22 protein-coding genes and 1 pseudogene are annotated in these 24,122 nt (G+C 68.4%); 15 read left to right on the top strand and 8 right to left on the bottom strand.

The window, feature by feature from the left end; translation table 11 throughout:
• Window position 1 precedes the first annotated feature (1 nt).
• Window positions 2-1,195 carry an NADH-quinone oxidoreductase subunit D gene (locus EV653_RS35350; RefSeq protein ID WP_134109832.1) on the bottom strand — a complete coding sequence of 398 codons (1,194 nt, stop codon included), beginning with the start codon at window positions 1,193-1,195 and terminating at the stop codon, window positions 2-4.
• A gap of 26 nt (window positions 1,196-1,221) precedes the next feature.
• Between EV653_RS35350 and EV653_RS35345 the strand changes: the two genes are divergently transcribed.
• Together EV653_RS35345 and EV653_RS41830 are read left to right on the top strand one after the other, a co-directional pair.
• On the top strand, window positions 1,222-1,710 hold the full coding sequence (locus EV653_RS35345) for a PH domain-containing protein (RefSeq protein ID WP_134109830.1): 489 nt from the start codon (window positions 1,222-1,224) through the stop codon (window positions 1,708-1,710).
• Window positions 1,711-1,721: 11 nt separating this feature from the next.
• Window positions 1,722-3,122, top strand: a complete 1,401-nt coding sequence (locus tag EV653_RS41830; RefSeq protein ID WP_134109828.1) for a PH domain-containing protein — start codon at window positions 1,722-1,724, stop codon at window positions 3,120-3,122.
• 104 nt (window positions 3,123-3,226) lie between these two features.
• On the opposite strand, the pseudogene EV653_RS35335 reads toward EV653_RS41830, so the two are convergent.
• Both EV653_RS35335 and EV653_RS35330 read right to left on the bottom strand, forming a co-directional pair.
• Window positions 3,227-3,862, bottom strand: a pseudogene (locus tag EV653_RS35335) (SAM-dependent methyltransferase); the annotation flags it as partial.
• Entirely contained in the window at window positions 3,859-4,413 is a 555-nt protein-coding gene (locus EV653_RS35330) for a 2'-5' RNA ligase family protein (RefSeq protein ID WP_134109826.1), read from the bottom strand. The gene EV653_RS35330 and the pseudogene EV653_RS35335, both read right to left, overlap by 4 nt.
• An 82-nt stretch (window positions 4,414-4,495) precedes the next feature.
• Here EV653_RS35330 and EV653_RS35325 point away from each other — a divergent pair, with 82 nt between their 5' ends.
• The 6 genes from EV653_RS35325 (at window position 4,496) to EV653_RS35300 (ending at window position 9,923) form a co-directional block, all read left to right on the top strand.
• Window positions 4,496-5,380 carry a Rossmann-like and DUF2520 domain-containing protein gene (locus EV653_RS35325; RefSeq protein ID WP_134109824.1) on the top strand — a complete coding sequence of 295 codons (885 nt, stop codon included), beginning with the start codon at window positions 4,496-4,498 and terminating at the stop codon, window positions 5,378-5,380.
• A complete protein-coding gene (gene panC / locus EV653_RS35320) occupies window positions 5,377-6,204 on the top strand; it encodes a pantoate--beta-alanine ligase (protein WP_134109822.1) in 828 nt (275 codons plus the stop codon). The genes EV653_RS35325 and panC overlap by 4 nt, the downstream gene beginning before the upstream one ends.
• Window positions 6,205-6,335: 131 nt before the next feature.
• Entirely contained in the window at window positions 6,336-7,190 is an 855-nt protein-coding gene (nadC, locus tag EV653_RS35315) for a carboxylating nicotinate-nucleotide diphosphorylase (RefSeq protein ID WP_134109820.1), read from the top strand.
• Window positions 7,190-7,954 carry a type III pantothenate kinase gene (locus EV653_RS35310; RefSeq protein WP_134109818.1) on the top strand — a complete coding sequence of 255 codons (765 nt, stop codon included), beginning with the start codon at window positions 7,190-7,192 and terminating at the stop codon, window positions 7,952-7,954. Before nadC ends, EV653_RS35310 begins: the two co-directional genes overlap by 1 nt.
• A 68-nt stretch (window positions 7,955-8,022) precedes the next feature.
• Entirely contained in the window at window positions 8,023-8,454 is a 432-nt protein-coding gene (locus EV653_RS35305; protein ID WP_134109816.1) for a hypothetical protein, read from the top strand.
• A gap of 29 nt (window positions 8,455-8,483) precedes the next feature.
• Window positions 8,484-9,923: a multicopper oxidase family protein gene (locus tag EV653_RS35300; protein WP_238160666.1), complete on the top strand. Its 1,440-nt coding sequence runs from the start codon at window positions 8,484-8,486 to the stop codon at window positions 9,921-9,923.
• Here EV653_RS35300 and EV653_RS35295 read toward each other — a convergent pair.
• Entirely contained in the window at window positions 9,911-10,471 is a 561-nt protein-coding gene (locus EV653_RS35295) for a carboxymuconolactone decarboxylase family protein (protein ID WP_134109814.1), read from the bottom strand. The genes EV653_RS35300 and EV653_RS35295 overlap by 13 nt on opposite strands.
• A 157-nt stretch (window positions 10,472-10,628) precedes the next feature.
• Here EV653_RS35295 and EV653_RS35290 point away from each other — a divergent pair, with 157 nt between their 5' ends.
• Window positions 10,629-11,918, top strand: coding sequence for a hypothetical protein (locus tag EV653_RS35290; RefSeq protein WP_238160725.1), 1,290 nt, complete (start codon window positions 10,629-10,631; stop codon window positions 11,916-11,918).
• Here EV653_RS35290 and EV653_RS35285 read toward each other — a convergent pair.
• From EV653_RS35285 to EV653_RS35270, 4 genes are read right to left on the bottom strand one after another with little or no spacing between them, the layout of a single operon-like run.
• Window positions 11,904-12,563, bottom strand: coding sequence for a DedA family protein (locus EV653_RS35285; RefSeq protein ID WP_134109811.1), 660 nt, complete (start codon window positions 12,561-12,563; stop codon window positions 11,904-11,906). The genes EV653_RS35290 and EV653_RS35285 overlap by 15 nt on opposite strands.
• A 46-nt stretch (window positions 12,564-12,609) precedes the next feature.
• Window positions 12,610-13,500 (bottom strand): SPFH domain-containing protein, encoded by an 891-nt coding sequence (locus EV653_RS35280; protein ID WP_238160665.1) that lies wholly within the window; start codon window positions 13,498-13,500, stop codon window positions 12,610-12,612.
• Complete coding sequence (locus tag EV653_RS35275; RefSeq protein ID WP_134109809.1) at window positions 13,488-13,934, bottom strand: NfeD family protein; 447 nt, start codon at window positions 13,932-13,934, stop codon at window positions 13,488-13,490. The genes EV653_RS35280 and EV653_RS35275 overlap by 13 nt, the downstream gene beginning before the upstream one ends.
• A gap of 56 nt (window positions 13,935-13,990) precedes the next feature.
• Window positions 13,991-14,560, bottom strand: coding sequence for a helix-turn-helix domain-containing protein (locus EV653_RS35270; RefSeq protein ID WP_202871981.1), 570 nt, complete (start codon window positions 14,558-14,560; stop codon window positions 13,991-13,993).
• 58 nt (window positions 14,561-14,618) lie between these two features.
• Between EV653_RS35270 and EV653_RS35265 the strand changes: the two genes are divergently transcribed.
• From EV653_RS35265 to EV653_RS35240, 6 genes are all read left to right on the top strand, one after another.
• Complete coding sequence (locus tag EV653_RS35265; RefSeq protein WP_134109805.1) at window positions 14,619-15,842, top strand: MFS transporter; 1,224 nt, start codon at window positions 14,619-14,621, stop codon at window positions 15,840-15,842.
• A 9-nt stretch (window positions 15,843-15,851) separates the two neighbouring features.
• A complete protein-coding gene (lysS, locus tag EV653_RS35260; RefSeq protein WP_134109803.1) occupies window positions 15,852-17,372 on the top strand; it encodes a lysine--tRNA ligase in 1,521 nt (506 codons plus the stop codon).
• Between the two features lie 228 nt (window positions 17,373-17,600).
• On the top strand, window positions 17,601-17,930 hold the full coding sequence (locus EV653_RS35255; RefSeq protein WP_134109801.1) for a histone-like nucleoid-structuring protein Lsr2: 330 nt from the start codon (window positions 17,601-17,603) through the stop codon (window positions 17,928-17,930).
• 341 nt (window positions 17,931-18,271) lie between these two features.
• Complete coding sequence (locus EV653_RS35250) at window positions 18,272-20,821, top strand: ATP-dependent Clp protease ATP-binding subunit (RefSeq protein ID WP_134109799.1); 2,550 nt, start codon at window positions 18,272-18,274, stop codon at window positions 20,819-20,821.
• Between the two features lie 278 nt (window positions 20,822-21,099).
• Window positions 21,100-23,082, top strand: coding sequence for a kinetoplast-associated-like protein (locus EV653_RS35245; RefSeq protein ID WP_134109797.1), 1,983 nt, complete (start codon window positions 21,100-21,102; stop codon window positions 23,080-23,082).
• Between the two features lie 72 nt (window positions 23,083-23,154).
• Window positions 23,155-24,102, top strand: coding sequence for a DivIVA domain-containing protein (locus EV653_RS35240; protein WP_134109795.1), 948 nt, complete (start codon window positions 23,155-23,157; stop codon window positions 24,100-24,102).
• The last annotated feature ends 20 nt before the right edge of the window (window positions 24,103-24,122 follow it).

The following is a 24,122-nucleotide window of genomic DNA, read 5'->3' as shown; positions in this document are numbered from 1 at the left end:
GCTACTTGTCGATATCGCCGACGACGAAGAACATGCTGCCGAGGATCGCGATCATGTCGGGGATCATCGTGCCGGGCAGCAGCGCCGGGAGTGCGGAGATGTTGTTGAAGCTGGCCGAGCGGAGCTTCAAGCGCCACGGCGTCTTGTCGCCGCGCGAGACCAGGTAGTAGCCGTTGATGCCGAGCGGGCTCTCGGTCCAGGCATACGTCTGGCCCTCCGGGACCTTGAGGATCTTCGGCAGCCGTACGTTCACCGGTCCGGCCGGCATCGCAGACAGCTTGTCGAGGCAGGCGTCGACCAGGTCGAGCGAGACCTTCACCTGTTCGAGCAGCACGGAGAAGCGCGCGTAGCAGTCGCCTTCGGGGCGGGTGACCACGCGGAGTACGTCCTGCAGGTCGCCGTACGCGAGGTAGGGCTCGTCGCGGCGGAGGTCGGCGTCGACACCTGACGCGCGGGCGATCGGGCCGGAGACGCCGTACTGCGCGATGAGCTCGGGGGCGAGTTTGCCGATGCCGATCGTGCGGGCCCGGAAGATCTCGTTGCCGAGGATGATCTCCTCGATATCGGGCAGGCGCTTGCGGACCGCGGCGGAGGCGGCGGCCGCGCGACCGAGCCAGCCGTACGGGAGGTCCTCCTTGAGTCCGCCGACCCGGTTGAACATGTAGTGCATCCGGCCGCCGGACAGCTCCTCCATCACCGCCTGGATCGTCTCGCGCTCGCGGAACGCGTAGAACACCGGCGTGATCGCGCCGAGCTCGAGCGGGTACGAGCCGAGGAACATCAGGTGGTTCAGCACCCGGTTCAGCTCCGCCAGCAGGGTCCGCAGCCAGACCGCCCGGTCCGGCACCTCGAGTCCCATCATCCGCTCGACCGCGATCACGACGCCGAGTTCGTTCGCGAACGCCGACAGCCAGTCGTGCCGGTTCGCCAGCACGATGATCTGCCGGTAGTCGCGGACCTCGAACAGCTTCTCGGCGCCGCGGTGCATGTAGCCGATGATCGGCTCGCAGCTCACGATCCGTTCGCCGTCGAGCGTGAGCCGCAACCGCAGTACCCCGTGGGTGGCCGGGTGCTGCGGACCGATGTTGAGCACCATGTCGGTGGTCGGCAGGTCCGATCCGGCTCCACCACGCTCATAAGCAGGGTCGAATCCGGCAGCTCCGGTCCCGACTCCGACGACTCTTTCCGTGCTCATGCCCCCTATCGTGACAGGCTGGGTACGTGGATGACCTCTTCGCACCCTCGGATGTCAGTTGGACGCGGGTCTCGCCCAAGCTGGCGACGCTCCGTCGGCTGAACGCGTCGATCGTGGCGGGACTGGCTGCGATCGTCGCGCTGCTCGCGCTCGGACTGACGCTGGGCTGGCTGTACGGCGTGCTCGCGGTGGTGGTGATCGCGCTCGCGCTCGCCTGGGCGTGGATCCTGATCGGGCGCAACCAGCGGTCCTGGAGGTACGCCGAACGCGAGGACGAGCTGCTGGTCAGCCACGGGATCATGTTCCGCGAGCTGGTTGTCGTGCCGTACGGCCGGATGCAGTTCGTCGACGTGACGGCCGGCCCGCTGGAGCGTGCGTACGGGATGGCCACCGTGGAGCTGCACACCGCCACGCCGGCGACTGACGCGAAGATCCCGGGGCTGCACCCCGACGAGGCCGGTCGGTTGCGTGACCGGCTGTCCGCTCTCGGTCAGGCGCAGGCGTGGGGCCTGTGACCCAGGAACCGATGACACAGCAAACCGCTGAGGTGGTAGGGCAGCGGCTCCACCCACTGACCCCGTTCGTCAAGGGCTGGGGGTACTTCGTCGTCGCGGCCGTCGCGCTGGTCAACAACGAGGGTCTGCGGCAGAACCTGACGTTCGCCGGCATCGGCCTGGCCGCCGTCCTGGTCGGGGGCATCGCTCTCGGCGCACTGTCCTGGTGGTTCACCAAGTGGCAGCTCACCGGCGATGCGGTCCGCGTGGACAGCGGCTTCCTGTTCCGGCGTACCAGGATCATCCGGTTCGACCGGATCCAGGCGATCGACGTCGCGCAGCCGTTCGTGGCGCGGCTGTTCGGCATGGCCGAGCTGCGGATGGATGTGGCCGGGGGCGGCAAGAGCGACGGCAGGCTGAGCTACTTCAGGTACGACGAGGCGCAGGAGCTCCGTACGACGCTGCTCGTCCGTGCGAAGGGCCAGCAGGCCGCTGAGCAGCAGGAGAGCGAGCAACAGGCCGAGGCTCCGCCGCTGCTCACTGTCCCGACCACCCGCCTGCTCGGTGCGACCCTGCTGTCGTCGACCGTCGTGGGTAGTGCCGGCGCACTGATCTGGCTGATCGTCGCGACCATGGTGCTGAACTTCCACATCGGTCTGTTCGCCGGTCTGCCGCTGCTGCTCGGTGTGGTGCAGCCGATCTGGAAGCAGGTCGTCGGCAACCACGGATTCACCCTGTCCGACACCAGCCACGGTCTGCGGACCAAGCGTGGGCTGTTCGACGTACAGCGGCAGACGATCCCGCCGGGGCGGGTGCAGGGCCTGCTGATCACCGAGCCGGTGATCTGGCGGCTGATCGGCTGGGCGCGGGTCGAGCTGGACATCGCGGGCGTGGCTGGTCAGAAGGACGACGGTGACAACGACCACGAGGGCGCGCAGTTGCTGCCGGTGGGTGAGCGTACCGAGGTGGCCTACGTGCTCTCCCGGGTGCTGCCTGGATTCGATCTGGCCGGTATCCAGATGCACGTGGCGCCGGAGCGGGCCAAGTGGCTGCGTCCGATCGGCTGGCGCTACCTGACGTACGGCGTGGACGACCAGGTCATGGTCACCACGCGAGGCTGGGTGAGTCGCCGTACGTCGATCGTGCTGCACCACAAGACGCAATCCGTGCGAATGGAGCAGGGACCGCTGCAGCGCCGGCTGGGACTGGCCAACGTGCATGTGGATACCCCGCTCGGGCCGACGGACGCCATTGCGTTGCACCGCGACCAGGTGGAGGCTGCCGCGCTCGTGCAGGCTCAGGCGGACAGGGCGCGGGAGGCCCGGCGTACGGTGTCGGCGCCTTTCGCGGTCCAGACCCAGCCGAACCCGCCGAGGCCGGACGGGTCCAGTAGCTCAGCTGCTTCACCGGCCGAGGACAGCTCGGACAGGTAGCGCATCGGCTCTGCTTGCGCCAGGTCGAGCGGGGGTCTGGTTGCGCTGACGCCTAAGGCTCGCAGTGCGTCACGCTGGCTCACGATCGTGCCGCCGAGGGAGTCCAGGGCTACGTGGGCGGTGATGTCGCAGGTGCCGTCCGGTACCGGGTCGCACTCACGGCCGTTGCGGAAGCCGGTCAGTGTCCCGTACGGCGGCCTGGCTGCTCTCAGGTGACCGTAGTCGATCGCAACGGCGACACTCCCCGGCGCAAGGCGGTCGATCACGCCGGCCCAGGACTCGTCACGAGCGGCTCCGATTTCAGCCCGATCACCCGGCGTACCGGGCCACCAGCGGTCGAGCCAGGCCAGATCGTTGCCTTTGACAACGGGCCCTGGAGTGGCGTCGGCGAGCAGGTAACGCGGCATGCCTTCGTCGTCCCACTCGACGACCTCGCACGGGATGTTGTCGAGCCACTCGTTGGCGATCACCAACCCGGACAGGCGCTCGGGGAGCTCGTCGTCCAGTTCGATGTCCAGGACGGTGAGGCCGTCGGCGCGGAGTACCTTGCCCAGTTCGCCGGACCCGGCGCCGATGTCCACGACCTCGTCCAAATCGAGCAGATGAGCGAGGCGGGCGATGGCCTGCCCGAAGAGCGTCGACGCGTGCACCGACGTACGGAAATGGGCGGCCGGGCGCTCCCGGCGGTAGAAGCCGTCGGGGCCGTAGAGGGCCTGCTGCCAAGCTGCTCGGAAGCTCATCCGAGCGGTACGGCGCCGAACTGGTGCCATGCCCCGTCCGTGTCCTCACGCCACAGTCCCAGCTCAGTCAGCTGGATAGTCGGGGCCGGTGTCGCGGCCAGAGCGGCCTGCGCCTCGGCGACCACGGCCGGGCCGCCCTGCGTGGACGACGAGATCGTCAGATGCGGATGCACGTCCGGGAACTCACCGCCGTACGGCGGGCACTCCGGGAAGGCTGCGAACACGCTGTGAAGTAAAGAGCGGACGGTGTCGAACGGTTCCGGCTTCAGCCAGGCCGTGCCGTTCGGGAACTGACCAGCGGTCGGGAAGCTGAGCTCAAAAGGCTCGATGGACGAAACAGCGGACCGTAGGCGAGCAATGTCGGCGTCGCTGGGCTCGGCAACCCACGGAACCAGCACAGTCACATGCGGTGGGATCAGCTCCGTCAGTGGCACCTGGGGTCGAGCTGTCGACCGTGACACCGAACGCCAACGATCGGTATACGCCGCCAGCTCGGGCACTGTGATCAGAATCGCCGTCAATCCGCTCCGTGCTGCCCACGCATCGCTCACCGAGCCATGCTCTCATCACCTACTCTGACAAGTAGATCGTCTGGTACCCCGCCGCGGGACTGGAACGAGAAGAGAGTGAGTGATGGAACGGATCGGCTTGATCGGAGCCGGCCGGGCCGGGACCGCCGTGGGAGCAGCCTTGGCGGCAGCCGGGTATCGGTTGGTCGGAGTGACGGCGCGTTCGGACGCGTCCCGGGACCGCGTTGCCCAGCTACTGCCCGCTGTGCCGGTGCTGACCGCCGACGAGGTCACCCAGCGCGCCGACGTCGTACTGGTCGCCGTACCGGACGACCTGATCCGGGACGTGGCGCACACGCTGCCGTTGACCGGCGCGCAGTACGTCGTACACCTGTCCGGCGCGCACGGGCTGAGCCCACTCGAAGGTCTGGCTGCGACACCGGTCGCCTTGCACCCCTCGATGACCTTTCCCGGCGGTCCGGTGCAGCTGGACGACGTCATGTTCACCGCAACCGCTCCCGACGCGGCCAGGCCGGTTGTCGAGCGATTGGTGAAGTCGCTGGGTGCACAGGTGCAGTGGGTAGCCGACGAGCAGCGAGCGCTGTACCACGCCGGTCTGGTGCACGGTGCGAACCACCTGACCACGTTGGTCTCCCAGGCGATCGGCGTACTGCGGGAGGCCGGCGTGGCCGATCCGGTGGCGACGCTACAGCCGTTGCTGGCCGCAACCCTCGACAACACGCTGCGATCCGGTCATCATGCGCTCACCGGGCCGATCGCCCGCGGCGACGTCGACACGGTGGCAGCACATCTGACAGCACTACAGGGACTACAGGTACTGCGGGACCGCACGGCGACGACGTACGCCGAGCTGGCCCGCGCGACGGTGGAGATCGTGGAGGCGGACGGGCGGCTGGACGCGGAGACGGCCCGCCGGTTCACGCAGGTGCTGGACGGGCACCGGGCAGGGGTCCCAGGGCAGGATCGGACAGGGGAGACACCGCGATGAGACTCACCCAGACCAAGGCCGAACTGCGAGCAGCGGCCGCGATCCGGCCCCGGGCGGTCGTGATGACGATGGGCGCCCTGCACGAGGGCCACGCGGCGTTGCTGGCCGAGGCTCGCGAGCGGGTCGGACCGGACGGCAGCGTGGTGCTGACGATCTTCGTGAACCCGTTGCAGTTCGGGCCGTCGGAGGACTTCGACCGGTACCCGCGGACGCTGGCCAGCGACCTGGCGATCGCGAAGAACGAGGGTGTCGACCTGGTCTTCAACCCGTCGCGCGACGAGCTGTACCCGAACGAGCCGTCGATCACCGTGCACCCGGGGCCGCTGGCCGACGAGCTGGAAGGGGTGTTTCGGCCCGGGCACTTCTCCGGCGTACTGACCGTGGTGTCGAAGCTGCTGCACCTGACCGCGCCCGATCTGGCGCTGTTCGGTGAGAAGGACTACCAGCAGCTGACGCTGATCCGCGAGATGGTGTGCGACCTGGACATGGACGTCGACATCGTGCCGGTGCCGACCGTGCGCGAGCCGGACGGGCTCGCGATGTCCTCACGCAACCGGTACCTGAGCGAGACCGAGCGTGACGAGGCGCTGGTGCTGTACCGCGCGCTGAGCGCCGGTGCGAAGGCCGGGATGAACGGCCCGGATGCGGTGATGACCGCCGCCCAGGCCGAGTTGGAGGCTGTTCCGTCGGTGAAGATCGACTACCTGGCCCTCCGCGCGCCCGATCTGGGTCCTGTCATCGGGCCGGGGGAGGCGCGCATGCTGATCGCCGCCCGGGTCGGTCTGACCCGTCTCATTGACAACATTTCCATCACCCTTCGATGAAATCGGTTGATACGGTCGCCGAATGACCGCGGTCCCCCAACGGTCGGCCGCGCCTGAACCCGGCTGCCTGGCCGAGCGGGCTGTGCCGCAGGCCACGTTCGTTCCCCACGTTTCCGAGGAGAATCACCGGCATGGATGAGACAGTCGACCGGGAGTGGGTCGTTGACCTCGTGCGGGCAACCATCGAGGAGGACCTCGCCGGGGGCGTCGACGTGACCACCACGGCCACCATCGATCCGGACCAGATCTCGGTCGCCGAGCTGGTCGCGCGCACCGACGGAGTGGTGGCCGGGCTGGAGATCGCCGAGCTCGTCCTGCGGCTGGTCGCCGCACCGGACGAGCTCGAGATCGAGTACTCCGTTCGGGACGGCGCGTCCGTGCGGGCCGGCGCCATCCTGATGACGATCCGCGGCAAGACCCGTCAGCTGCTCACCGCCGAGCGCACCGCACTGAACCTGCTGTGCCACCTGAGCGGTGTCGCCACACTGACCCGGCGCTGGGTTGACGCAGTCGCGGGCACCGGCGCGGTCATCCGCGACACCCGCAAGACGATGCCCCTGCTGCGCACCCTGGAGAAGTACGCCGTCCGCTGCGGCGGCGGGAAGAACCACCGGATGGGGCTCTCGGATGCGGCGCTCATCAAGGACAACCACGTGATCGCGGCCGGCGGCGTCGCGGAGGCGTACCGGCTGGTGCGCAAGGCGTACCCGGATATCTCCATCGAGGTTGAGGTCGACTCGGTCGACGACGCGTTGATCGCCGTGGAGTCCGGCGCCGAGCTGATCCTGCTCGACAACATGGACATCCCGCTGCTGCGCGAAGCCGTGGAGAAGGTCGGCGGCCGCGCGCGGCTCGAGGCCTCGGGCGGACTGACGCTGGACAAGGCCCGGGCGGTCGCCGAGACCGGGGTCGACTTCCTCGCGGTCGGTGCGCTGACCCACTCGGCTCCCGTGCTCGATATCGCCCTGGACCTCCGGGAGGCCTGATGTTGCTGGCCGTCGCCGTCGAGAACACCAGGACGCTGGTCGGCCTGGTGTTCGAAGGCACGGTCAAGCGGCATTGGTGGGTCGGCACGGACCCACGGCGTACGGCGGACGAGTGGGCCGTGCTGTTGCAGGGCCTGCTCGCCGGTGAGTCGCCGGTGTCCGGGATCGCCGTGTGTTCCGCCGAACCGCACGTTCTGCACGAGTTGCGGGACGTCGTCGCGCGGTACTACCGGGACGTGCCGAGCGTCGTTGTCGAGCCGGGCGTGAAGACCGGACTGCCGGTGCTCGTCGACAACCCGCGCGAGGTCGGCACGGACCGGATCGCGAACGCGCTCGCGGCGGTGCACACGTACGGCGCGCCCTGCCTGGTCGTCGATGTCGGTACGGCGATCACGATCGACGTGGTCAACCCGGCCGGCGCCTTCATCGGCGGAGTGATTGCCCCAGGCATCGAAACCGCGACCGACGCGCTCGGGTCTGCCGCCGCGCAGCTGCGCCGCGTCGAGCTGGTCCGGCCGCGATCGGTGGTAGCGAAGAACACGGTCGAGGCACTGCAATCCGGTGCGATTCACGGCTTCGCCGCGCTGGTCGACGGCCTGGTCGCACGGATCCGGACCGAACAGTCTCTGAACGCGGACAGTCCGGTCGTCCTCACCGGCGCGCTGGCTCCGCTGCTGGTCGGCCAGCTGACCACGCCGGTCCGCGACGAACCGTTGCTGACGCTGCACGGTCTGTACCAGGCGTACGCCCGGAACCACGGCTGACCCTTTAACCCCTTGTGCCCTCGAGGTGATCTGGATCACGATGAGTCCAGCTACTTTGGGGGGAAACCATGAGAGCTGTCTATCGGGTACTCGCAGGTCTGATCGCCATCGGTGTCGTGGTTCAGGCGATGGCCATCGCGGTCGGCTGGTTCACGGCGCTGAAGGACGTGGACGACGGTCTGGTGATCGACAAGAACTACGACGGCAACTGGGGGCACAACGTCCACAGCATCGTCGGGTCGACGGCCATCCCGTTGTTCGCGTTGCTGTTGCTGATCGTCTCGTTCTTCGCCCACGTCCAGGGCGGCGTCAAATGGGCGCTGTACGTGTTCGGCCTGGTCGTGCTGCAGATCGCTTTCGCCTTCGCGGCGTTCGCCGCGCCGGTGGTCGGTGCGCTGCACGGTGCGAATGCGCTGGTGCTGCTTGCCGTTGCCGGGATGGCGGCGAGACGCGCTGCCGGTGCTCCCACGCCGGCGGCCACGACCGAGGCGACCGCTTAGATGCCTTTGGCAACTGACGGGCGGCGGCCGTGAAGCTGCGGCCGCCGCCGCGCCGGGTTCTGATCGCGTTGCTCGCGACAATCGTCGTACTGACCCCGATCGTGTTCTTCTGGACCCGCAGCCTGGTCCCGAACGACCTGTCGCCGATGTCGATGGGGTACGCCGACTTCGGCGGCGGCCCGGTGTCGGAGCATCTGCATCACGGCGTCGACGTCAGCGAACTGACCGGACCGCCCGAGCAGAAGCCCGATGTCGCGGTGGATCTGGTCGCCCGCAAGGAGCGCTTCGACATTCCCGGCCGGGGTCAGACGGACGGCTACACGCTGAACCACACGTCGCCCGGGCCGCGGATCGTCGCAAAACAAGGCGATCTGATCCAGGTCACGTTGCACAACGACAACGTGGCCGACGGGATCACGCTGCACTGGCACGGTGTCGACGTACCGAATGCCGAGGACGGTGTCGCGGGTGTCACCCAGGACGCCGTCCGCCCGGGGCAGTCGTACGTGTACCGCTTCGTGGCGAAGGACGTCGGCACGTACTGGTACCACTCGCACCAGATCGCGCACGAGCAGGTGCAGAAGGGTTTGTACGGCGTGCTGATCGTCCAGCCCGCAGCGGATGACGTGATCGCCGTCGTGCACACCTACGACAAGGTCCGCACCGTCAACGGCGAGTACGGCGAACGGCGGGTGAAGGCACCGGGACCGACGGCACGCGTGCGGTTGATCAACACCGACAACGGGCCGATGGCGATCTGGGTCGACGGCGCGCCGTACAAGGTGGTCGCGGTCGACGGGACCGACGTCAACGCGCCGACCGAGGTGAGCGGGAAGAAGGTGCTCGTGACGGCCGGCGGGCGGGTCGATCTGGAGATCCGCACGAACCAGCCGGTGCGCATCGCACTCGGCGGCGGACCGACGACGCTGGTGATCGGGAACGGTGACGCGCCGAGCGGGACCGAGCCGAAGGACCGGGTGGATCTGCTGACGTACGGGTCAACGAAGGCGATCGGGTTCGATCCGGCGAGGGCGACCCGGGTGTTCCGGTACGACATCGGCCGGACGATCGGCTTCTTCGACGGGAAGCCCGGGCTGCGGTGGTGGACGATCAACGGCCACCAGTACCCGGACGTGCCGATGTTCGTGGTGAGCGAGGGCGACATCGTCCGGATGACGATCAAGAACACGTCGGGTCAGGTCCATCCGATGCACCTGCACGGCCATCACCTCGTCGTACTCGGTCGGAACGGGGTGAAGGCGACCGGGAGCCCGTGGTGGACGGACTCCCTCAACGTCGAGGACAAGGAGACCTACGAGGTGGCCTTCGTCGCGAACAACCCGGGCATCTGGATGGACCACTGCCACAACCTGCCGCACGCGTCACAGGGCCTGATCACGCACCTCATGTACAACGGTGTCAGCACGAAGTTCCACCTCGGCGGCGGACCGAACAATCACCCCGAGTAGATCGGGCGGCCGACGGTCAGCGCCGTGCGGAGGGTGTCGGGCAGGTTGTTGAAGACCGAGTCGGGCTGCGTGCCGGTGGCGTCCAACGTCTTGGAGAAGAACGCACGCGCTGCGGCGGCCAGGGCAACGTCGAGTACGTCGGCATCGGTCAGGCCGACCGCTTTCAGTCCGTCGACGTCTGCCTGGGTGACCGTGTCGGCTCCCAGCGCGACCTTCCGCGCGAAGGCCATCACTGCCTCGTCGACCGGGTTGTTCGGCGGCTCGTCGACGAGTGCCGCCACCTCCTCGGCTGTGTAGAACTTGTCGGCCAGCACCTGCCCGTGGGCGAGGCTGCAGTAGCTCGACTTCAGCGCGGTCGCGGCGGCCAGCGTGGCCAGTTCGTAGCGGCGCAGGTCCATGGACTCCTTGATCGCGCCGTTCAGTTGCTTCCAGGCGTCGTAGACGGCTGGGCGTGCGGCGAAGGTCCGGACGAAGTTGGGCACGTGCCCGGCCGGTGCCCGGTTCGCCTCGAAGAACTCCGGTTCCGTCGGTGTGTCGATGAACGCCATCGTGTTCCCCCCTCTGTGGCTCCTCTCACGGTAGGAGCGTGATACCGATCCGGCAACGGCCGTGCGGATTGGGTACCGCGGACTGGGTATGGTTCACCGGTCGGTCGTGACACTGGCACAGTGAGGCAGCTGAGACGAGGTGGTTCGAGTGCGGCGGATGCTCGCCGTGGCGCTGGCAGTGGTCGTGGGTGCGACCTCGCTGACCGCGTGTGCCTCGGATCCGGCGCCGAGCGATGTGGCGGTGGCCTGGGCGCCCAAGGGCCGGGCGGCGGTGCTGGTGACCTGGAAGGACACCAACCAGCCGAACCGGATCACGATCGAGGGTGTGCTGAGCGAGAGCCCGTCGTACGTGAAGTACATCCCGGCCGGTGACCCGAACCACTGGGAGATCCCGACCTCGGCGTTCCCGCCAGACGGGAACTACAAGGTCGCAGTGGCGACCGGGACCTCGCAGGGCGGCGTGACCAGCAAGCTCGCCAAGTCGCCGGTGTTCGACACCGACGGCCCGGTGCGGCCGAGCGCGGCCGCGGTGGCTCCGCAAGGGCGCGGGGTGCTGATCAGATGGTCGGTGCCGGTCGCGCCGCAGGACTTCACCCCGAACGACCCGCTGGACGTCAAGGGCACGAAGACGCAGCGGTACGTGCCGATGGTCGGACGGCCCGGTCAGCTGCTGAAGGTGATCGGCCCGGCGACGACGTCGAACCGGCAGGTGATCAAGAGCATCAAGCCGCCGTACGCCTTCCAGCTCCGGACGACGAACGAGTGGAGCACGCGGATCGGTGGGCAGGTCCTCGGCCTGACCAGCTCGATCAGCGGAGCGGTGCCACCGCTGGCGCAGTTCAGCGTGCCGATCCGGGTCCGCGGGCGGGTCATCCTGCACCAGGTCGGCTGTGACCTGGACAGCCCGTGCACGAGTCAACGGGCGACACCGGCCGGGGTGCCGATCGTGGTCCTCACGCAGGTCACGCCGGGCTCGCGGTGGACCCCGGCGGCGCGTGGTGCCACGACGGCCGGCGGGTACTACGACATCGGCGTGCCGACCACCGGGAGCCGGCCGTACAAGATCACCGTGCCGGTGTACACGAAGGCCGGCATGATCACCGGGACCTCGACCAGCAAACCGGCGTACACGAAGAGTGTCGTCCGGCTCGCGTCGGCCGGGTTCGCCGGTGGGGACACGGCCAAGAAAGCCGGCTCGATGGTGACCATCTCGGCGACGGTCAAGCCGGCCCTGAACACGGTCGTCATGCTGCAGGCCTGGAACCGGCAGACCCGCACCTGGGCGAACCTCAAGGCGATGGCGATGCGCCAGGGGCAGACCGCACTGGCGTTCAAGGCCGGGCAGCCGGGCGACTTCGTCTACCGGTTCGTGGTCCCGGGCGCGATGATGTTCGGCCGTCCGATGCAGGGTGTCACCACCCCGGGCCTGCAGCTACACGTCCGCTGACTCGGCCGGAGCCGGCTCCAGTACGTCGGTGTGCTTGCGCCGCGTGCGGACCTTGTGGACGACGTACAGCGTCACCACGACGACCGCGATCCCGGCCAGCGCCCACAGCGACACCCGGCCGAAGATCTTGTCGGCGTTGTCGCCGACCTTGTAGGCGACGACGCCGATGGTGACCGACCAGGCGATACCGCCGGCGGCGTTGGCGGCCAGGAAGCGCGGGTAGTGCATCCGCAGCATGCCGGCCATCGGGCCCGCGAAGATCCGCAGCAGGGCGACGAACCGCCCGAAGAACACCGTCCAGACGCCGTACTTGTGGAAGTACTTCTCGGCGCGGGCGATCCGGTCCTCGGAGAAGTGGTGGAACCGCCGGCCGAGCCGTTCGAACAACCGGCGGCCCGCCTTGCGGCCGACGAAGTACCCGATCGAGTCGCCGATGATGGCGCCGGTGGCCGCCGCCAGGATCACGAACTCGATCCGCAGATGGTGCTGTGAGGCGAGCAGCGCGGCCGCCACCAGGGTGGTCTCACCCGGCAGCGGCACACCGATGCTCTCGATGCCGATGACGAGTCCGACCACCAGGTAAGCGAGGACCGCCACCCCGGTCGGGATGGCGATCGCCTGCGCGAGCAACAGAGGTTCCCCCATGTGCCCATAGTGACATCGAGCGACAACCGGTTTGGTGACGGGGCAACTATGCCCGGGGGATTTCAGGGTTGTGGCCGTTCTCCGACGGGATCGCCGGGGGCGCCGGCTCCCCGCTGAACGCCTTGGTGACGTTCTGCAGTGCGGTGGTGACCTCGGACGGGATGACCCAGAACGTGTTGCCGGGGCCCTTGGCGAGTTCGGGGAGCATCTGCAGGTACTGGTACGCGAGCAGCTTGGGATCCGGGTCGTTGCGGTGGATCGCCTCGAACACCGTGTCGATCGCCTTCGCCTGGCCCTCGGCCCGCAGGATCGCCGCCTGCCGCTCGCCCTCGGCGGTCAGGATCCGGGACTGCCGCACGCCCTCTGCCGTGAGGATCGCGGCCCGCTTCTCCCGGTCCGCCCGCATCTGCTTCTCCATCGACTCCTTGATCGACGGCGGCGGGTCGATCGCCTTCAGCTCGACCCGGTTCACCCGGATGCCCCATTTGCCGGACGCCTCGTCCAGTACGCCGCGGAGCTGGGAATTGATGTGCTCGCGGGACGTCAGCACCTTCTCGAGGTCCAGGCTGCCGATCACGTTGCGCAGTGTGGTGACGGTGAGCTGCTCGATCGCCTGCTCGAAGTTGGCGATCTCGTACGCCGCCGCGCGGGGATCGGTGACCTGCACATAGAGCACTGTGTCGATGTCGACGACCAGGTTGTCCTCGGTGATCACCGAGCGCGGCTCGAACGAGATCACCTGCTCGCGCAGATCGATCAGCTGCCGGGGGCGGTCGACGAACGGGATCACGACGTTCAGTCCGGGCTCCAGCGTGCGCAGGTACCGGCCGAGGCGCTCGACGTTGCTCGCCCGTGCCTGCGGGACGATCCGGACGGTCCGCAGTACCAGCACGACCGCGAGCAGTGCGACGACGATTCCGATGATCAGTTCGGCCATGGCTCCTCCTGAGGGTGGACGAGGGCGGTGGCCCCCTCGATGGCGAAAACGTCGACCCGGGTGCCCGCGGGGATGTGCAGGTCGGGGTCGTACGAACGGGCGCTCCACTCCTCCCCGCCGATCCGGACGCGGCCGGCGTCGCGGTCGCACGGAGCGAGCACCACGGCCTCCCGTCCGATCAGGGCGGCCACCCCGGTGCGCAGATGCGGGTGCCCGGTCAGATGCCGGCGTGCCACCGGCCGGACCAGGATTGCCAGCGTGGCGGCCGTGACTGCGAAGGCGAGTACCTGGAAGCCGATCCCGAGCCCGATCCCGGCGATCGCACCCGCGGCGAGCGCCGCGATGGCGAGCAGGAGCAGGTCGAAGGTCGCTGCCATCAACTCAGCCGTGCCGAGGACGGCGGCGACGATCACCCATAGCACCCAGGACTGCATCACAAGTACCTCTAGTTCGAAGGTACTCCTGGATACGTCGTTGTGTAGCTAACGGTTCAGCTCTCTTCGGGCGCCTTGTCGATCGGTACGACGGCGTACAGCGAACTGATCTGCCGGGCGCCGGCCGGGTGGTCGGTCTGGGTGCGCTTCTTCTTGAAGCGGTCGACCACGTCGTTCAGCTCCTTGCTGAAGCGGACGGCCTCCTCATGGGTCAGCCACAACCGGGACCGGCTCAGCGTGCTGACGTCGTCCCACGGGTCGTCCTCGGACAGGTCCTGGAACTGCTCGAGGACGCCGTTCATCGCGGTGCGCATGATCGCGTGGCCCGCCAGCCGCCCTGCTCCCGCGCTGGTGGAGTCGATCCGGAGACTCGCGGCCTTCGACCGCCACGGCCGCTCCCGGCCGTCTGCGGACTCCTCGGCGCGCTCGATGATGCCCCACTTCTCCAGCGCCCGCAGGTGGTAGCTCATCGCGGACGGCGTGAGGCCGGCGATCTCGGCGCACTCGGTCGCGGTCAGCACCTTGCCGTTGTAGAGCTCGTCGATCACCCGCTGCCGGGCCGGGTGGGCCAGGGCGCGGATCGCCTGCGGATCGGAGATCACCACGACGGGCTTCTGCTTGGCCACGACGTCAGCGTAGCGAACCCCTTGACGAATCGGAATATGAAGCATTAACTTCACATCTATGAAGCAAACCCTTCAGACTTCGATCTGGTCGCACCGCGACATCCGCCTGGTGCTGCCGGCCCGTGCGCTCTCCTACGCAGGTGACTCGATCGCCCTGATCGCGTTGATGCTGCGCGTGTCCGACGGCCACGGCCCGGCCGCGATCACGGCCCTGCTGCTCGCGTTCGCCGTGCCGACGGTCGCGATGATCCCGTTCGCCGGGCGGATCGTGGACGGGTTCGATTCCCGCACGGTCCTGGTCTGGTCGGGTCTGCTGCAGGTCGTGGCCGGTGTCGGCCTCGCCTTCGTGCACGACCTGGTCCACACGCTGCTCCTGGTCTGCGTCCTCCAAGTAGGACAGGCCGTCGCCGGTCCTGCGTGGGGAGCGTTGATTCCGCGGATCGTCGGCGAGGAACTCGTTGGCCGGACCACCGGGACGAGTCAGGCCCTGATCGGCGTCGCGACGCTGGCAGGCTCGGCGGCCGGCGGGGTGCTGGTCGGTGCCGCCGGGACGCGTGGTGCGCTGCTCGTCGACGCCGGGACCTTCCTGGTCCTCGTCCTCGTCGCCCGGCTGGTCCAGACCCGCCGCCGCCCGGAGCCGGCCACCGCCGACCAGCGTGGCGGGGTGTCGGCCGGGCTGCGAGCCATCTTCGGCGACGACGTACTGCGGATCCTGGTGCCGGCGCTCTGGGTGTTCGTGGTTGCCGGTGAAGCGGTGAATGTCGTGGAGGTCTTCCTGATCACCGGCGAGCTCGGCCTCGGCCCGGGCTTGTACGGCGCAGCAGGCGCGGCGACCGGCGCCGGTGCCATCCTCGGCGCCTGGTACAGCGGCCGGCTGCGTGACGACCGGGCGCGGTCCATGGCGGTCGTCGCCGGAATGGCTGCGATCGGCGGGTCCAGCGTGCTGATGGGCCTGGCCGGGAACTTCGTGACACTGATGATCGGGGCCACCGCGATCGGCGTCGGTAGCGGGTTGCTGAACGCGGCGACCAGTGCGCTCCTTGTGATGCGCTCGGCCGAGGCGGTCCGCGGCTCGGTGATCGCCGCCCTGAACGGGACGGTCCGGTCCTTCAGCATCCTGGCCATGTTGCTGGGCGGTCTGGCGGGTGCGCTGCTCGGTCCCCGCGGGACGTTCGTGACCGGCGGGGTGGCGTGCGCGGTGGCCTCGGTGGCGGTCGGCGTGCTCCTCGCCAGGGTCGAGGACGGAACAAAGGATTCGGAGCTGGAGGCGGTCAGTCACTAGCCTTAAGCCATGACTGATACGCACGTGGACCCGGTGAACCCCGACAGCGGACAGGATGACCTGCCCGAGCAGATGCGGGTTCGCCGGGAGAAGCGTGACCGTTTGCTGGCCGAAGGCGTCCCGCCGTACCCGATCTCGGTACCGCGGACGCACCTGCTGAAGGACCTGCGGGCGAAGTACGACGGCCAGGACCTGGCGCCCGACACCCGGACCGGGGAGCAGGTCTCGGTGGTCGGCCGGGTGATCTTCCTGCGCAACACCGGCAAGCTGTGTTTCGTCCGGCTCCGGGAGGGCGACGGGACCGAGCTGCAGGTGATGCTGTCGCTGGCCGACCTGGGCGAGGAGGAGCTGGCCCGGTTCAAGCAGCTCGTCGACATCGGCGACCTGCTGGCTGTTCAGGGTGAGGTGATCACCAGCCGGCGCGGTGAGCTGTCGGTGCAGGTGACCGCGTGGCAGATGGCCGCCAAGACGCTGCGCCCGCTGCCGAACGAGCACAAGCCGCTCAGCGAAGAGGCCCGCGTCCGGATGCGGTACGTCGACCTGATCGTCCGGCCCGAGGCCCGCGAGATGGTCCGCGCGAAGGCGGCCGTGCTGAAGTCGCTGCGCGCGACGTACGACGAGCACGGCTTCGTCGAGGTCGAGACGCCGGTGCTGCAGCTGACCAACGGCGGCGCCGCGGCCCGTCCGTTCAGCACCCACCTGAACGCGTTCGACCAGGAGATGAAGCTGCGGATCGCGCTCGAGCTCGATCTCAAGCGCGCGATGATCGGCGGCGTCGACCGGGTCTACGAGATCGGCCGCACGTTCCGCAACGAGGGGCTGGACTCCACCCACTCGGCGGAATTCTCGATGATCGAGGCCTATCAGGCGTACGGCGATTACGACTCGATGGCCGAACTCATCCAGGAGCTGATCCGGAACGCGGGCCGTGCGATCGGTCGTACGACGATCACTGGGCGCGACGGTTCGACGATCGACATCGAGCAGCCGTTCCAGCACGCGACGCTTTTCGGGTTGCTCTCCGAAGCCGTCGGCGAGAGCGTCGACGTGACCACCGACCTGGCCACTCTGACCAAGTTGGCCGAGCAGCACGACGTCGAGCTGCAGCCGGGCCGGAATGCCGGTGAGATCGCGGTCGACTTGTTCGAGAAGCTCTGCGAGCACACGCTGATCCAGCCCACCTTTGTCCGCGACTATCCGGAGTCGGCGCGGCCGCTGGCCAAGCCGCACCGGGAAATTCCGGGCCTGGTCGAGGCCTGGGACCTGTTCTTCAACGGGGTCGAGCTCGGGGTGGCGTACTCCGAGCTGAACGACCCGGTGATCCAGCGCGATCGCCTGGTGTCGCAGTCGTTGCTGGCCGCGGCCGGCGATCCGGAAGCGATGGAGCTGGACGAGGACTTCCTCCGGGCGATGGAATTCGGGATGCCGCCGGCCGGTGGCATGGGGATGGGCCTGGACCGCTTGGTGATGCTTCTCACCGGGACCGGTATCCGGGAGACGATTCTCTTCCCGTTGCTGCGGCCGGAATGACGCTCCGAATCCCCCCGCAGATCGTTGCATAGCACAACGGACTCGTTCGGCAAATCCGGGGTCAATTGATTCTGGTCCAGCCGGTTTCGGACGGGTTGAATACTCATAGTTACGATCGCTGCGCGGCGTCGATGAATGACACGAACCCGGTTTGTGCGGTACAAATCAGGTGCAAACAATTCGGCAGGGGGATTGTGCCCGATGGCGGGCGCGGAAAGGTTGTCATCGATGGCGCAAAGGGTTCAGGTGGTTCTCGAGGACGATCTCGACGGCGGTAAGGCCGACGAGACCGTCACCTTCGGGCTGGACGGAACGACGTACGAGATCGACCTGTCCAAGAAGAACGCCGCGAAACTGCGTGACGCACTGGCCGCCTATGTCGGCTCGGGGCGCCGGGTCTCCGGCCGCCGCGGTGGCGCGGGCCGCACGCGGGGCCGCGGCCGCTCGGCGTCGGACTCCGCCGACATCCGGGCCTGGGCCAAGGAGAACGGCTACGAGGTCAGCGAGCGGGGCCGGATCTCCGCCGAGGTGCGCGCGGCGTACAACGAAGCCAAGTAACTTTTCCGGACCGCCGGTCCCGGCCCCCTTCATTGGGCGCCGGGACCGTCCGCATTCCGGTTGTTTCACAGAGTGGGACACGGCGTGTCGGGGCTGATGACTGACCGGGCAGCTAGTTGGGGAAATTCGCTGGTGGCGAACATGCTGTCTGATCGGGTCCACGCGGGAACACGCTGGTGATCAGTGCGGTTGTCCCCTTGTGATGCCACCCGGGAAGTCGACGGACGCGTGATCGGATGTTCGCCGAGAGCGAGCCTGTCGGCACCGGGGACTAGCATGCATGTACGGGGGTCGGCCACCACGGCACGTCCGACTCCTCTGAGGCAAGGAGCGCTTTGGCGATGTTTGAACGATTTACGGACCGCGCCCGTCGGGTAGTCGTCCTGGCTCAGGAAGAGGCCAGGATGCTCAGCCACAACTACATCGGGACCGAGCACATCCTGCTCGGCCTGATCCACGAGGGTGAAGGGGTCGCCGCCAAGGCTCTCGAGAGCCTGGGTATCTCGCTCGAGGCCGTTCGTTCCCAGGTCGAGGAGATCATCGGCCAGGGGCAGCAGGCCCCGAGCGGGCACATCCCGTTCACCCCCCGCGCCAAGAAGGTGCTGGAGCTCTCCCTGCGCGAGGCCCTGCAGCTGGGCCACAACTACATCGGCACCGAGCACATCCTGCTCGGCCTCATCCGCGAGGGTGAGGGTGTCGCCGCGCAGGTCCTGGTCAAGCTCGGTGCGGACCTGAACAAGGTCCGGCAGCAGGTCATCCAGCTGCTGAGCGGTTACCAGGGCAAGGAGACCTCGACTGCCGGCGCGCCCACCGAGGGCGCCCCCAGCAGCTCCCTGGTGCTCGACCAGTTCGGCCGGAACTACACCCAGTCCGCTCGTGAGGCGAAGCTCGACCCGGTGATCGGGCGCGAGACCGAGATCGAGCGGGTCATGCAGGTGCTGTCCCGGCGGACCAAGAACAACCCTGTCCTGATCGGTGAGCCGGGTGTCGGCAAGACCGCCATCGTGGAAGGTCTGGCCCAGCAGATCGTCCGTGGTGACGTCCCGGAGACGCTGAAGGACAAGCAGATCTACTCCCTCGACCTGGGCGCCCTGGTAGCCGGTTCGCGCTACCGCGGTGACTTCGAGGAACGCCTGAAGAAGGTGCTCAAGGAGATCCGCACCCGCGGCGACATCGTGCTGTTCATCGACGAGATCCACACCCTCGTCGGGGCCGGCGCGGCCGAGGGCGCGATCGACGCCGCGAGCATCCTGAAGCCGATGCTCGCCCGTGGTGAGCTGCAGACGATCGGCGCGACCACCCTCGACGAGTACCGCAAGTACGTCGAGAAGGACGCCGCGCTCGAGCGCCGGTTCCAGCCGATCCAGGTGGCCGAGCCCTCGATCGCCCACACGATCGAGATCCTCAAGGGCCTCCGCGACCGGTACGAGGCGCACCACCGGGTGACGATCACCGATGCCGCGCTGGTGAACGCCGCGCAGATGGCCGACCGCTACATCTCGGACCGGTTCCTGCCGGACAAGGCGATCGACCTGATCGACGAGGCCGGGGCCCGGTTGCGGATCCGCCGGATGACGGCTCCGCCGGACCTGCGCGAGTTCGACGAGAAGATCGCGACCGTTCGCCGGGAGAAGGAGTCGGCGATCGACGCGCAGGACTTCGAGCGCGCCGCGCGGCTGCGTGACGACGAGAAGAAGCTCATCAACGCGAAGTCCGAGCGGGAGAAGCAGTGGAAGGCCGGCGACATGGATGTCGTCGCCGAGGTCGACGAGGAGCTGATCGCCGAGGTGCTGAGCACCGCGACGGGCATCCCCGTGTTCAAGCTGACCGAGGAAGAGTCGTCCCGGCTGCTCGACATGGAGAAGGAACTCCACAAGCGCTACATCGGCCAGGAGGACGCGGTCAAGGCGCTGTCCCGTTCGATCCGGCGGACCCGCGCCGGGCTGAAGGACCCGCGTCGCCCGAGCGGCTCGTTCATCTTCGCCGGCCCGTCCGGTGTCGGTAAGACCGAGCTGTCGAAGGCACTGACCGAGTTCCTGTTCGGCGACGAGAACGCGCTGATCAGCCTCGACATGTCGGAGTACTCGGAGAAGCACACGGCCTCCCGGCTGTTCGGTTCGCCTCCCGGGTACGTCGGCTACGAAGAGGGTGGCCAGCTGACCGAGAAGGTCCGCCGCAAGCCGTTCTCCGTGGTGCTGTTCGACGAGGTGGAGAAGGCCCACCCGGATATCTTCAACTCGTTGCTGCAGATCCTGGACGAGGGTCGTCTGACCGACGCCCAGGGCCGCGTGGTCGACTTCAAGAACACCGTGATCATCATGACCACGAACCTGGGCACCAAGGACATCGCCAAGTCGGTGAGCCTCGGCTTCTCCCAGGCGAACGACGTCAGCGGCTCGTACGAGAAGATGAAGGCGAAGGTCACCGAGGAGCTCAAGCAGCATTTCCGGCCCGAGTTCCTGAACCGTGTCGACGAGATCGTGGTCTTCCACCAGCACACGATGGACGACATCGTCCGGATCGTGGACCTGATGGTGGCTCAGATCGAGCAGCGGCTGAAGGACAAGGACATGGGGATCGAGCTCACCCCGGCAGCCAAGAAGCTGGCCGCCGAGCGTGGTTTCGACCCGGTGCTGGGCGCCCGTCCGTTGCGTCGCGCTCTGCAGCGTGACATCGAGGACGTGCTGGCCGAGAAGATCCTGTTCGGGGAACTGCGTCCCGGCCAGATCGTCCTGGTCGACGCGATCCCGGAGGGCAAGGTCAACGACGACGGCGTGACCGAGTTCTTCACCTTCAAGGGCAACGAGAAGTCCTCGGCGTCCGACCTGGAGCTGACCGACCTGACCGCCGGCGGCGGCACCGGTCCGGCTTCCGGCGTCCAGGACTCGTAACAAACGCCAACCCAGAAGGCCCCGCTCCGGCGGGGCCTTCTGCATGTCCGGCGACACGCTCGATTTGCGCGGAGGCTACTGATTGGTCGTATCGTCCTGCGGAGCGTGACCAGTTCGATACGGGAGTGGGTCGCGCCCGCCAACGTATCGATGGGAAGATCGCGCAACTGCTGATGAAGCAGTTACCTACCGCCTGTCTACCGCGTTGTAACCCTGTGAGCACGCTGTTCGGACCCGGACTGTCGGAAAGGGGGCCGGGGATGGAATCATCTCGTCGCATGGACGCTCCGCGTCTGCCCCTGACCCAGGAACCGGTCGCTGACACCGGTTCCTTTGGCGTGCGGCAGGCCGGTGGCGTGCTCGAGCGGGCCCAGCGGATCGCCGACACGTTGCGCGAGCAGGCCGAGCACGAGAACGACCTGGCCCGCGAAGAGGCCACCCGGATCCGCGCCGAGAGCGAGCGCCTGAAGGCCGAGGCCGAGGCCGCCGCCCGGAAGCTCCGGACCGACGCGATGACGGCCGCCCAGCGGGTCCTGAACGACGCGGAGCGGGCCGCCGAGCAACTCCGTACGGACTCCGAGGCCGAGGCCGAGCGGATCCGCTCCGAGGCCGAGGAAGCCGCCGACCGGCTGCGCGCCGAGTCCACCGCCGAAGCCGATCGGGTCCGACAGGATGCCGCCGCCGGGGCCGACAAGCTGACCACCGATGCGAACGCCGAAGCCGAGCGGGTCCGGTCCGAGGCCACCGCGTTCGCGGAGCGGTTGAAGACCGAGTCGAAGTCTGCCGCCGAGCAGCTCCGCGCCGCCGTCGCCGACGAGGTCGCGAAGCGCCGGTCCGAGTCGGAGGCAGCGGCCGAGAAGCTGCAGCTGGAGAGCCAGGCGAGCGCCGACCAGTTGCGGGCCGAGTCGCAGGCCGCTGCGCAGCGCCGGATCGCGGCTGCCGAGAGCGAAGCAGCTCGGCTGAAGGAAGAGGCCGACGAGCTGCTCGAAGAGGCCCAGCTCGCCCGGGAGTCGGCGCAGGCCACCGTCGAGCGGGCCGGCAAGGAAGCGCAGCAACTGGTCTCCGACGCCGGCGAGCAGGCCGGGCTGGTATCGCAGGCCGCCGCGCGCAACGAGGCCGCCCTGATCGCCCGGGCCGAGTCCGAGGCGGCCGAGCTGCGGGCCGCGGTCGAGCGCGAGGTCGAGGCGGCCCGGGAGAAGGCCCGTCGCGAGATCGGCGAGGCGCATGCCGAGATCGAGCGGCTGCGCGGCGAGAACCGGACCGAGCTCGAGCGCCGTACCGCGGAGCTGGAGGAGACCGAGCGGGCCAAGCTGGCCGCGATCTCGCTGGAGATCGACAAGCTGCGGGCCGAGGCCGTCGCCGAGATCGCCGAGCGCAAGGCCGAGGCCGAGGCCGGTAACGAGCGGCTGATGGCCGACGCGAGGGCCCAGGCCAAGCTCGTCGTCGACTCGATCGAAGCCGACCGGCGGACCGCGTCCGCCGAGGCGCAGCGGATCGTCGAGGACGCGAACAAGGCGGCCGAGGCGGCGATGGCCGAGGCCGAGAAGCAGACGCTGTGGAGCAAGAAGACCGTCGACGACCTGATCGGCGCCGCGGAGAAGGAAGCGGAGGCGATCCGCGCCGCGGCCGCCGCCGACGCGACCGAGCTGATGCGGCGCAAGCGTGCGCATCTGCGCCGCGTCGTCGGCCGCTCGACCAGCCGCCTGAAGCAGACCCAGGACGCGATCGCCAAGGAGAACGCCGAGCTCACCGCGCTCGCCGAGACGACGCTGTACTCCGCCGGCGAGCAGGCCGAGGCGACGCTGGCCGCCGCCAAGCAGGAGGCCGAGAAGGTCACCGCCCAGGCGCAGGCCCGGGCCGACCGGCTGAAGGCCGCGGCCGCGAACGACGCCCGCGAGATCATCGAGCGGGCCAACCGTCGTGAGGCCGAGGCAGAGGCCGCGACCCAGCATCTGCGCGAGCGCGCGGCCAACGACCTGGCCGAGGCACAGCGTCAGTCGCACGAGCTGATCCGCAGGTCGCGGGGCGAAGCCCAGCAGCTCGAGGCGCAGGCGCGCGACCACGCCGATAGTCTGCGCGCACAGGCCCGAAAACTTCTCGCCGAAGCCGAGGCGAGGGTCGCGGCGTTGAACCAGCGCCGTGATGAGATCACCAAGGAGCTCACCCAGCTTTCGGGTGTGATCGAGGCACTCGCTGTACCGGGGTTCCGCCCAGGTGGTGGAATGTCCTCCAGTGAGGGTTCCACGGGGGAATCAGGATGAGGACGTGACAGTCAGATCCTCGTCAGTGACAATGTGTGATCCACCCACCCATCGAAGTGAGCATCGGAAAACATGAGCAGTGAAAGCCCAACCCCGTTCCGTACCGTTCTGCGTGGCTACGAGCCTGCCCAGGTGGACCAGCACATCCGTGAGCTGACCACCTCTCTGACTGCGCTGCAGCAGCAGTCGGAGCAGCTGCAGCGTCATGTGCAGGAGCTGCAGTCCCGCACGGACGCAGCGGAAGCGGCCGTCATCTCCGCCCAGGAGGACTCCAAGGACCGCACGCCCACCTTCACCGAGTTCGGTGAGCGCGTCGCGAAGATCCTGTCGCTGGCCGACGACGAGGCCCGTGACCTGGTGACCCGCGCCCGCACCGATGCGGAGGCGATCGTCGCCGACGGTGAGGCGCACGCGAAGAAGGTCCGCAAGGAGGCCGAGCAGTACTCCCTGGACTGGAAGAGCGAGGTCGACGCCGAGGCCGCCCGGATCCTCGAAGAGGCCCGGACCCAGGCCGACGACATGCGCGACGAGGCCGAGCGCGACGCCACCGCGCGCCGCAGCGAGGCCCAGGCGCTGTACGAGCAGGAGCGGGCCAAGTCCGCTCAGGCCGCGGCCGCCTTCGAGACCACCCTGGCCGAGCGCCGGGGCAAGGTCGAGCAGGAGTTCGCTGCTCGCACCGCGCTGGCCGAGCAGCAGCTGGCCGCCGTCACCGACCGCGCCGCCCAGGTGCAGCGGGAGGCCGACAGGTCGCGTTCGGAGGCCGAGCGGTTGTCGCAGCAGCAGCTGGCCGACGCCAACCGGCAGGCCCAGGAGATCGTCGCCGCCGCGAAGGACAAGGCCGAGCGCATCCGCGCCGAGTCCGAGCGTGAGCTCGCCGCCGCGACCCAGCGTCGCGACAGCATCAACGCGCAGCTGACCAACGTCCGCCAGATGCTGGCGACGCTGTCCGGCAGCCCGGCGATGCCGCTCGACCTGCTGGCCGACGACGAAGAAGAAGCCGCAGGCAGCAAGAAGAACTGAAGCGATACCTAAGAGGCCGG

This window comes from Kribbella pratensis (genome assembly GCF_004365355.1).
In the GTDB taxonomy this organism is placed as follows: Bacteria; Actinomycetota; Actinomycetes; order Propionibacteriales; family Kribbellaceae; genus Kribbella.
The sequence above is the reverse complement of the archived record's forward strand: the minus strand, read 5'-3'. Positions and strand labels throughout refer to the sequence as shown.